This window comes from Candidatus Neomarinimicrobiota bacterium (assembly GCA_041862535.1).
Classification (GTDB): Bacteria; Fidelibacterota; Marinisomatia; order SCGC-AAA003-L08; family TS1B11.
Genome location: JBGVTM010000091.1, coordinates 1 through 11,229, shown reverse-complemented (window position 1 = coordinate 11,229; position 11,229 = coordinate 1). Strand labels below are relative to the sequence as shown.

The 11,229-nt window shown below is 53.2% G+C and carries 6 protein-coding genes; 2 read left to right on the top strand and 4 right to left on the bottom strand.

Annotation, left to right across the window (positions count from 1 at the left end):
- The 4 genes from ACETWG_03640 to ACETWG_03625 form a co-directional block, all read right to left on the bottom strand.
- Positions 1 to 467, bottom strand: a 467-nt coding sequence (locus tag ACETWG_03640) for a PorV/PorQ family protein (GenBank protein ID MFB0515680.1), incomplete at its 3' end; no start/stop codon positions are given.
- A 9-nt stretch (positions 468 to 476) separates the two neighbouring features.
- Positions 477 to 4,190 carry a hypothetical protein gene (locus ACETWG_03635; GenBank protein ID MFB0515679.1) on the bottom strand — a complete coding sequence of 1,238 codons (3,714 nt, stop codon included), beginning with the start codon at positions 4,188 to 4,190 and terminating at the stop codon, positions 477 to 479.
- A gap of 1 nt (position 4,191) precedes the next feature.
- Positions 4,192 to 7,122 (bottom strand): TonB-dependent receptor domain-containing protein, encoded by a 2,931-nt coding sequence (locus ACETWG_03630; protein MFB0515678.1) that lies wholly within the window; start codon positions 7,120 to 7,122, stop codon positions 4,192 to 4,194.
- Positions 7,119 to 8,699 (bottom strand): peptidylprolyl isomerase, encoded by a 1,581-nt coding sequence (locus ACETWG_03625; protein ID MFB0515677.1) that lies wholly within the window; start codon positions 8,697 to 8,699, stop codon positions 7,119 to 7,121. The genes ACETWG_03630 and ACETWG_03625 overlap by 4 nt, the downstream gene beginning before the upstream one ends.
- Before the next feature lie 375 nt (positions 8,700 to 9,074).
- Here ACETWG_03625 and ACETWG_03620 point away from each other — a divergent pair, with 375 nt between their 5' ends.
- The gene (locus tag ACETWG_03620) at positions 9,075 to 10,886 is read left to right on the top strand and encodes a glycoside hydrolase family 13 protein (GenBank protein ID MFB0515676.1); all 1,812 of its coding nucleotides are present in this window, start codon (positions 9,075 to 9,077) and stop codon (positions 10,884 to 10,886) included.
- A 61-nt stretch (positions 10,887 to 10,947) separates the two neighbouring features.
- The coding region (locus ACETWG_03615) for a sodium:solute symporter (GenBank protein MFB0515675.1) at positions 10,948 to 11,229 on the top strand (282 nt) is incomplete at its 3' end.

Sequence of the window (11,229 nt, the reverse complement as noted above, 5' to 3'; positions counted from 1 at the left end):
ACGTTGCCACCGAGGGCGAAGCGATCCGTGATCTGGCGGGCATAGGACAGCCCGATAGCATAGCTGCCGGCACGGAAGGTCTCACCGGTGAAGTCGCCCTCGACACCGTAAGCAGTCACTCGCATCTCCTCCATGCTCATGGAGACGACATTGAACCCGACAGTGCCTAGCCGACCTAACGGGTAGACAAAGCCGAGGTAAGCATAGACGATGTCAGCGAACCAGCGGGTATAGTTCACCAACAGCTCCGGCTGGCTCAGCTGGGCTAGGCCGCTGACATTCCAGTACATAGCCGTGGCGTCATCGGCGGTGGCCACAAACGCTCCGCCCATGGAAACGGCCCGTGAACCGGCCCCAATGGCCAGAAACTTGGCTGCCGTGGTCCCGACTTTCGTTACGTCTGCTCCACGGCTAATACTACCTCCTAGAAGAGCAATGATAAGGAAGACTCTGGTAAAGCGGCCCATTTTGATCCTCTATTTAATAATGGCGAATTTGCCGATATGCTGCCCGATGCCTGGCGCATCCACGTGGTACACATAAACACCGTAGGAAGCGGCGAGATTATCCTTGGTAAGCAGGTCCCAGATCGCCGTGCCATTGGAGATTACATCATCATGCTCGATGACTTTCACCAGCTCGCCGGACACCGTAAATATCCGGATCGTACATATCGCTGGCAGGTGCCGGAAGTGAATGGCTCTGGGACCCCGGCCGGTGGTATATGGATTTCTGGGCTCCCACGCTACGGCAACCCGATATGGATTGGGAACCACAGTGATAGCTTTCAGAACGTCCTTTGCTTGTGTTGTGTCAATATGAGAAGCAAGGGTGGTGAATTCTAATACGTCGTTGGACAGGAACGGCTTGTTGAGTATCAGAAAGACAGTATCTCCAGCAGTGGGTTGATAAATATAGCGCTCAGTTAGCTTGGGATATTTCAGCTTAAATACCCAGGTCGGTCCCAGAGGGCCTTTGCTGGTATCATCCAGGAAGATCACGTAATCATTTTCTCTCGCATCGGCATTCAGGATACTATCTCCGCCGGAAATGTCCCCGAACCCATACGGAATGACGGCCCAGTCAGCCTCGTCAACACCAGTGACGCCTACCCGTTTTTTAACCACGAAGTTGGTGGCTATGCTGGGCAGGATCTTGGTACCGATAACGGGAAAGACTTGCTCGAACTCTGTGGATGTACTTGCCCCCGGTTCCTTGAATTCAATGCGGTAATCCGCCGGTACGCGAACCCCCTGTCTGGCGAGATCCCCATAGATCTCCAGCACATATTGCCACAGGCTGTCGCGTTCGGACCTTTGGCTCTGCCAGTGCGATTTCTCCCAGCTGATCATGACGAAACTCTCATTATAGAAAGTCAGACGAAAGCCGTCAATAATGGGCTGTTCATAGTCGCTTTCCAGGTGTCGATTGGCGGCAATGAGCGTATCCGGATTGAGCGAATTGGTGACATCCACAAGAGTGTAATGCTTGGTGGTGAGAGTATCCTGATCGTTGGGTTTGATTTTAGGCTTGAGGGTGTCCTCGAAGGTCACACGATAAGTGTGGCGATCTTTGACCTCGAAATGGTCAACGATCTCGTAGGTAATCCGACTGCTGGTGGTACCCTCAACCAGGATCAGCGTATCCAGGTCGGCTTCGACGTAGCCGGCGGCTGCTGGATTCGGGGTGACGATCACCACATTCGGCCCTTTCCTGATCTCACCGGTAAGACTACTTACGACTAATCGTTTGTTGGATTCCGTAGGCGGAATCAAATTGGTCAAGTCGCCGCCGAAGTCGTAAGACACGACGGCATAGTAGTAGGTCTGACCATTGATCACATCCTCATCGATATAGCTGTGCAACAGCCCGGTCTCAGACCCGAGCCAGTAATGCACCCCATTGACAGCGACTTCATGGTAGCCTTCGATGCCATCGATGGCGTCATACTGGACAATCGGCGTATAGAAGGTCAGGTTTCCCTGGGCGTCAGTGATGTCCAGAGCATCCTCAAACGCCGGGTCGGTCGCCCGATAGATCTTATAGCCCTCGAAATCATATCCGGGTGAGCCTATGCCATACATATAGGAATCGAAGGACCCTTCCGCCACGTCATCCCAGATGAGCGTGACCTTCCCGTCGCCGGCGATGCCCTTCACGTGCGGCGGTATCGGTTGTTTCGCAAACTGATAGTCTTCGTCGTAGGTCTTTTGAGCGACGTCTTTATTGCGCTGAGCATCGGCTTCATCCTCACCCAGGCAGACGGCCATGGAGATGCGATTGGTCTCTCCGGCGGCAATGGGAAAAAACGCCGAGGTCACGAACAGGTCAAAATCACCGGTCAGTCCTCCTGGAGGTGGCAACTTGAAGATACCCGGCATCATATAGGAGATCCACAGGGTTCGATCCTGGCGCGTAGGAATGGTTCCGGCCGCGTCATAGGTCACTGAAGTCAACCCCATCTGATCCGACTCCGAAACATCGGTCTTGTCAATGTTGGGCTCGCCGGGAAGAGTCGTTCCCGTACCGGAAGTGGGCCGGGCATTATTCTGGCCAATATCAGGACTGTCTTCGTCACCATCGAGCCCTACATCGTCCTGGAAAGGATTCCAATCGAAGTCGTTATCGATATAGTCCTCCCTGGATTCGTCCACCATCTCGTCAATACCGTCATCGATGCCTTCATCGACCGCCCCGTCGCCATCATTGTCAATACCGTCGGCATAGCGCAGGCCAACGTCACTTGAGTCAAGATCATACAGGATGATGCCTGTCCCGGGCACCCGGTAGCGGTGGTAGGGATTGTCCTGGGCGGCAGCATCGATCATCGCCTGCGTCACCCGTGGCCCTCCCACATCGGCTCCTTGGCCAATGGGATATTCCTCGCTCTCATCGTTATCGAGGCCGTCGGCGAAGGCCTTGCCGATATCGGTCTCTTCCACCATGATCAGGTGGATCTGGCCTTTCTGGAAGGCGTCGGATTCCGGTGAGGGCGGCCACCGGCGCCATTGAAATTGATTGTGGGCTCCGGCCACGTCGCTTGCTGCCGCCGTGACCATCTCCGACGTGACAACCGGACTGCCGGACTCAGCATTCCCGTTATCATCCATGCGGTTGGCGTAGGTAACACCTTCCTGGTCGGCGAAGGGGATGTGAGCTTCGTTCTCATCAATCAGGCCGTTGTAATTATCATCTAATCCGTCGAAGTAGAGTTCCGATTCGACCATGGCTTCGGTAACCTTTTTGTCGCTGGGCTCACCGTCGCCGTCATTGTCGATACGGTCAATGGCGTTCCCTGGCGTTTCCAGGTAGGCGGATGCGGCAACGCCCACCGGATCGGAGCCGAAAGCTTCATTTCCGATACCATCATTATCCTTGCTCCAGGCAATATCGTAGATCAAGTCAAAGTCCGGGGTGTCATCGCCGCTGTCGCCGTCACCGCCAACCAGATCGGCTAACCAGAGTGAGAAGGAGACATTCTGCAGGTCTTTGGTGCCGTCATTCTTGATCTCGTAAAGAATGAAGACGACATCTTCCACCAGAATCTGAGACCACTCCATGACGCGCACGCCCGACAGGATTCCGGCTCCCCTCCGGCTCGAATCGGTCGCGTCAGGATAATATGTGAAGCCTTTAAGGAAATTCCGGTCATCGGAGATTTTGAAATAAATCTCCTGGTCGGCGTTGAACTGGTTCTTGCCGAAGAAGCCATTCCAGGAGCCCGGCCAACCCGGGTCCTGCTCGTCGGTCATCTTGTCCGGCCAGACCTCCGGCCAGGTCTCCGGCTCATCACTCTTGGCGATTCGATCCGAGTCCAGGTTCAGATACTCAGGCACCGGCTCAAATTTCATCGAGTTGCCGGCGTCATCTTCCCGTCCTAAAGGCACGGTAACCATCGGCTTCACTTCGCCGGACTCGGTGATCACCTCGCTTCCAACGAACAGCGCGGTCAGGGCGATATAATGCTTGCCCGTATTGATCGGCCACTCGTAGGGAATCTCGCCAGGCAAGGCACCGGTGCGGCCGGTAAGTCCGAAATTGAAGATCGAGGTCCGTACCTTGTTGCCGTCGATGTCCGTCTGCCGGCGAAAGTTGGGATCGCCGCGCTCATCGCTGGGCACATGCTGACCAGTGAGCGTCCCTGATAGGACCAGGAGAGGGATAATAAAGGCGATAATCTTACTGTTCATTTTACAGGCTAACATTCAATCCTATTTGAATTTGTCGGGGTGGTGAATACCAATCAGGACGAGTAAAGAAAGCTGTAAGAGTATTGGGGCGATAGAGTTCTATTTCCCGTCCCGTCTGGCGAGCTAATAGTTCTTCAAGCGATCGATTCGCTTTACCGGTATCACCGAAAACCGTCTGCGCATTCCGGCGATCAAACAGATTGTAGACGTTCACAAACAGCTGCGCCTGAGCGACGCGGATAGGTAGGTTATAGAATAACTTGAGATCGAAGGAGTAAGTCACCGGTTTCCGGCGACTGTTCTCGACGAGAGCCACGGAGACATCGCGTCCCAGGAGCGAACCCATGATGAATGATGGCGTATAAGGATAACCGGAGCCGAAATGTCCCAATAGCGTCGCACCCCATCGTTCTGTCCCCACATAGAGAGTTGCGTTGAGAGTGTGACGCTGATCCCATTCCACGGGGATAATGGAGCGGACCGGCTCTTCACCTGCTGTTATAGCTCCAAACTCATCATCGGGGTCCGAGTTGGATCCCTCCGCCACCTGGAAAGTGTAACTCAGGTTAACTGCATACATACGGCTATAACGTTTATCGAGGTTGATGGTCACGCCCCGAACGTTTTCATAATCCTTGTTAACGTAGGTGTAGTATGAACCAACCTTCTGCGGACCGAGCTCAATAGGTATGCCGGATGATACCCAGTTCCGCACATCGCGATAAAAGCTGGTAATATCGATGCTCCAATCATATCCAAATCCCTGACGCAGTCCCAACTCGTACATCACCGTCTTCTGGGGCTTCAATGCCGGGTTGGGAAAGATACCGTGTCTTCCGGTCGTCTCAGGAATTTTATACCCGGGATTATCGAATAGCCGATTGAAGGTGGGAATCTGGAAGAAATGGCCGAAGGAAAAGTGAATGACACCCTGATCGCTGATCGGATAGGCGATGCCAAATCTTGGACTGAGCTGCTGCCTTGGCTTGGTCTTCGACCACCAGCCGGTAGCACCAATCAAGGTCGAATCGTCATAAATCTCCGCGAAGGGCGTCCAGTCGATATTCTCCCGTTGCTCAATTGTCAGACTATCGAGGGGCGCATATCTGGGATTCCCTATATACGGCTCAGCTGCATTGGTTGGTTCAAATCCATTCGCATCATAGTGATCCCACCGCAGGCCCACATTAATGATAACACTCTCATACTCGATCTTGTCCTGGAGGTATAGGAATAGCTCCCGAGGGGCTACGTCATAGGACCTACGGTTAAAGCTCGCCACTGATTTTTCAGGAATCTTGATAGTAAACACTGTATCAGTCACGTCCTCATCGGTTAGATCATAATCATCCAGAGTGAGGTTATGCAGCCGATATTCGGTCCCGAACTTCAACTGGTGAGTTCGATTGATTTGAGAGGTCAGATCAAGTTTGGCTACATTGGTGATGCTTTGCCGGTTAAACCGATGGAACGAAATGCCCCAGGTATCAAAAGAAAATTGTGGGATGAGCCGCTCATCGATAAAGGTATGGAAGTAAAAATTGGAATCTATGTAGCTGGTGTCTTCTGGATCGGCAAAGCGGTACTCCTGAAACGCTTTATAGAACTGCGATAGACGCAGCTCATAAAACGTCCGCGCAGACAGAGAGTGGGTAATTCCTAAACTCAAGTCCTGTCCCTGATTAAACTTGAATGGTTCCGCATCGGGCACCAGCTGGCGATTGTGGTTCCAGTCCTGGTAGACCTCATCACTTGTAAGCAGACTCAATCGCAGCTTGAGCCGGTCCGTGAGGCGTAAGGTCAGTTTGCTGTTGGAGGTGACTTTCTCTCGCCACGCCAGAGGGACAATTTCCGCCCAGAGTCCGTAGACTCCGTAGCCGACAAGATCGACCTCCTCGTAGGATACGCCGTCATCTTTAGGCTTCTCCCACACGGCAAATAATGTATCCTCATACATGTCAAAAACATTCAGGGCATTCAGGTAGCCGTTATCGCGATAATAGCGGGTGGTGGTATAGAAAGTTGCCAGCCCTTTCAGGAGCGGTACCGGGCCGCTGAGACTGGCCTGGAGGTCCAGCTTCTTGCCTAGCTGACCCAGGGCTGGCAACCTATCCGCTATCCGAGCCGCCTCTGGAGTATTACCGGGGTCGCCAAAGTTCAGCTTGTCAATTCCTCGATAAATCTTATCCTTGCTGTAATAGTCACCTACATATCCGGTAAATGAAACCGAATAATCGTCTCCCCCATCTTTCGTGACCATGTTGATGATCCCCGACATGGCCTGACCGTATTCCGCATTGAACGTGCCACTGATAACCTGCAATTCCTTAATGGCATGGTTGTCGATCCCCACCGCTAGACCGCCATCATAAACATCCGTCACGGAAATACCGTCAACCCAATAGGCTACTTCACTGCTTCTACCGCCCCGGATGTGGATCCCTCCACCAGCATCTTGCGTTACACCGCTCTGTAATGCCAGCACATCCCAGATTTCCGTGACCGGCATGGCTTCCAGTTGTTCACTGGAAACACGGGCCTCCGAAGAAGTCAGGTCCATGACCACCACCGGCCGTTCGGCGATGACCGTTACTTCTTCAACGCCTATCACCTCCACGCCAAGCTCAAAATCGACCGTCGTGGTGAGGTCGATGCTGACAATGATGCCTTGAGCTACCATCGTCTGGTAGCCAATCATCATGGCGCGGACGTTATAGGTACCCGGAGGGACATTGAGGATGACAAAGTTGCCGGACACATCGGTGGCAGCTCCAAGTGTGGTACCATCGATGATCACGTTCGCACCGATGAGCGGCTCGCCGGTTTCCCGATCCTTTACCACCCCGGCCACTTTACCGGTAGTGCCGGCAAAAGAAATCGAAACAATGCTGACTGCTAGAAATGGTATAATTAAGCGCAGATGTGTATTCATGTACTCTCCCCTACTATAGCAAATTCTCGTATGCCTGTCGAGTCGATCCGTATCGCGGCTTTCTCCCGCAGTTGGTGACGGAAGCTTTCATAGGCTTGCCGGCGGGTCTGGGTTGCAAGACGATGTTCGATTATCGGACGTGCCTCCTCAAGTGTAAGTGCGGCCGATGGCTGGATATCAAGAACCTTCACTATAATATCCATTCCGCCAAGATTAATTGGGCCGAGTAGAGCACCAATCTCGGCTTCCCTGAGTACGGATTTGAGGCCTCCAAACTGATCAATGGTACCCCAACCCAGATAGCCGCCGCGCTCAGCCGTCTCTTTCCTGAGGGAGTAGCGCTGGGCCAGCTCTTCAAACCTGTAACCGCCTTGGAGTAATTGATGAATCAACGCCGCCGTATCGGGATCGGCCAGAACAAGCTCCATGATTTCATATTTTGGCTCAGATGCTAGCTCGGCAGAATTCAGATCATAATAATTCCTGAGTTCATCCTCGCTCAACCGGGCATGATCAATGATGTATTTCAGGACCTGGACGATCGTATAGCTCTTCTTCGCCTGTTGGGAAGCCTGCTGGAACTCCGGCTCAGACTCATAGTTGTGCGCCCGCGCCTCAGCCAGTAATCGATCCTGGACAATGAGGCCGGCAATAGCTCTTTTAAGATTCTCTTCCGCGTCAATTTGCTGCTGATATCCGGGTGAAAGGTATCTTAGCCGGTCCAGGGCCTGGCCGATGGTCCAGGACTCTCGCGGCTCACCGAATTCTACCACCAGCGCATTCAAGCTCTTCACCTGGTAGTCATCTGCCGCTGTCGTCAAGAGGTCCAGCTGATCGATTAACCGCCCCAGTTCCTCCGGATGAAATTGGATGTTAAGGGAGGCAAGCACCGAATCCGTATAGGCTCTGACGCTGGGACGTTTCAAGTATGACATGATGATCCGCCGCAGCTTGGCTTTCTGAACCTGGAACTCTTCCTCAATAAGAAAGGGATCATATTCCCTCTCAAGGACCTGTATGATGCTATACCCCGTTCTGGTCATCACTGGAGGTGAAATCTCACCGTCAGCCAGTTGATAGGCCGCCACTTCATAAGCCGGATCCAGATCACCGAGGCGCCTGAATCCTAAATCACCGCCATTACCCGCCAGCACGGGATCGCGGAAGGCTTCCCGGGCGAGGTCCTCCCATTTTTCACCCACGAGCAGGCGCTGGTACAGGTTCTCAGCCGTCTGCCGATCCTTGGCAAATAGGTGCCGGGTATGGAGGTCGCTTTTAGACCACCGGTAAGTTTCCCGAAATAATTGATCTGAAATGGTAATCTTATCTCTGATTTGCTCTTGATAGAGCCGGTTGAGAAGTAGCTGTTCATCAATAGCGCGCAGCTCTTGCTGATGCCTGGCACTGTTCAGGAGACCGGTGGAATCAGCCCATGCCAGGAACAAGACCTCATCAATGAGGGCATCGGTAAATATGTGTCGCGAACGCAGATTGTCAGGGATGGATGTTGTCATGAGGAAACTTTCATACTTCTCGGTGAACTGGCCCAGTCGAACGGCCTCGCCGTTGACGACCACGACCGCCGGATCAGGGCTCCCCCGACTGCACGCGCTATAGCAAAGCGCCATAACCGCAAGGATGAATGCCGGCTGAAAATTCCTGTGCCAAGAGAGTTTCAATTAAGGCTACCCCATGACTATATTTGCGGTAAACCTAAGGGTAGTAACTCTTAATAGAGTGACGCTCAAAGATAATGAATCCAGTGACCCTCCGCAATTGAAACCGGTACTGCCTGTGCTGCTCCTTCACCGTTTTCCAATCCCCCATGCTATAAGTTGCCTCATACCCTCTTCTGGAGGAGCCGCAGTCAGCGGTAATAATATATGGACTTTGCCCTGATGCGTCAGAAACTTATCCATCCCTCATCACCACAAATGTCAAAAGGTGTACCCGTGCGAAAATATCCATCCTTTCGAAAGTCAGGCTTCGTGGGATTCCTGCTTGTAGTCTGTATATGTGTCAGCTGTCAAACCATTCGGCGCCACCCGACAGCAGCGCCAGAGTGGGCGGCAGATGCCGTTTGGTACCAGATTTTTCCTGAGAGGTTTCGCAACGGTGATCCGGGCAATGATCCCACTAGGCCCCTTGACAGCCCTGAAGCCATACCGGGCTGGCGGGTGCATCCCTGGGGGTCTGATTTTTACCACCGCCAGCCATGGGAGCAAAATCTACGACCGGATGACTTCTACTGGATGCACCTGAATCGCAGATATGGGGGCGATTTGCAGGGTATTATAGATAAGCTGGATTACCTGGCCGGATTGGGCGTGAACGCGCTGTATCTCAATCCCATTTTCGACGCCGACTCCCATCATAAATACGATGGCAACACGTACCATCACATCGATTACCAATTCGGACCTGATCCGGGCGGTGATAAAGCCCTTGTCGAGCAGGCTCAGGAAACCGAGCATCCCAGCTCCTGGGTCTGGACCAAGGCGGACAGACTTTTCCTTAAGCTGCTGGCAGAAGCCCATGCCCGCAACATGCATGTGATTATTGATGGAGTGTTCAACCATGTCGGGCGCAGTCACTTCGCCTTCAAGGATGTGATGGAGAACCAGCAACGTTCACCCTACGCGGACTGGTTCGAAATCACCGCGTGGGACGATCCCAACACACCGGAAAATGAATTTGACTACCATGGATGGTGGGGTATAAAAACGCTTCCGGAGATCCGCGAAGAGCACGGGACCATGGTTGATGGCCCCAAGCAGTATATATTTGATTCTGTAGCCCGCTGGATGGACCCCAATGGTGACGGGGACCCCTCCGACGGCGTTGATGGTTGGCGCCTCGACGTGGTTGAAGACATGGGCACCAGGTGGTGGAAAGAATGGCACGTCCACGTGCGCCGGATTAACCCCAATGTCTTCACTACGGCCGAAATCTGGGGTATCAAGCCCCGTCTGCTTCGGGAAAATCTGTTCACGTCTTCCATGAACTACCCGTTCGCTATGGCCGTAGTGCCTTTCGTCGGTGGTCAGGAGCGAAAGCTGCTGCCTTCCGCCTTTGATGAGCAGCTAGCGGAAGCCAGAAAGGCTTATGGTTTTGATACCTCCCTTAGGCTGCAGAACCTGATCGACAGCCACGATACTGACCGAATGGTCTCGATGCTTAACAATCCCGACCGTAACTATGACCGTCATGCCCGGCCTGACCAGCATCCAGGGCGGTATGATATCCGCAAACCAACGGAAAAAGAAAGGCACCTGCAGAAACTGATGGTGGCCTTGCAGGTGACCTGCGTCGGAGCGCCCATGATTTACTATGGTGATGAAGTGGGAATGTGGGGCGAGGATGACCCGGGCTGCCGCAAACCCATGCTGTGGGATGACATCATCTATGAGGACGAAACCGAACATCCCTTAGGATGGGAACGTTCCCGGGATACCGTCGCTCCGGACCATGACTTACTGGCCTTCTACCGCTCTGCCATTGCCTTGCGGCGCAAACACTCAGCACTGCGACGGGGCAGCTACCAGACCATCCTGGTTGATGATGAACGGGAACTGTTTGGCTTTACACGCTGGAACGACGAGGAAGCTCTCGTCGCTGTAGTAAATAATTCGGACGAGCCCCAGGACCTCGAACTGGCCGATGCCAGCCAGTGGGAAGTGCTCTTTACGGTTGGTGAGCTATCGCACGCCAACGATGGTGGGCAGGTTATGGGGCCAAGGTCATTTGTACTTTTCAGGAAATAGGCTATCCCACGTCAGGGCTTGCTAGTGGCGTCACGTCTCTCGAAGTAGACAAGGAGCATATATGCAACTGATTGACTTTGCCATCATCGCCCTTTATTTATCGGCCATCGTATTCGTCGGTTTATTCTTACGGAGGAAGGCTGCGAAAGGGATCGACGCCTACTTCCTCGGCAACCGTAACCTGCCCTGGTGGGTCTTGGGATCTTCCGGGATGGCGTCAAACCTGGACATCAGCGGTACGATGATCATCGTGGCCCTTATTTACGCCTTGGGTGCCAAAGGCTTTTTTATCGAGATTCGCGGCGGCGTAACCCTCATCATGGCCTTCCTGATGATCTTCATG

Bases quoted from the DNA above. Each gene is read 5' to 3' on its own strand.
- ACETWG_03635 (MFB0515679.1), bottom strand. From the start codon at position 4,190: ATGAACAGTAAGATTATCGCCTTTATTATCCCTCTCCTGGTCCTATCA.
- ACETWG_03630 (MFB0515678.1), bottom strand. From the start codon at position 7,122: ATGAATACACATCTGCGCTTAATTATACCATTTCTAGCAGTCAGCATT.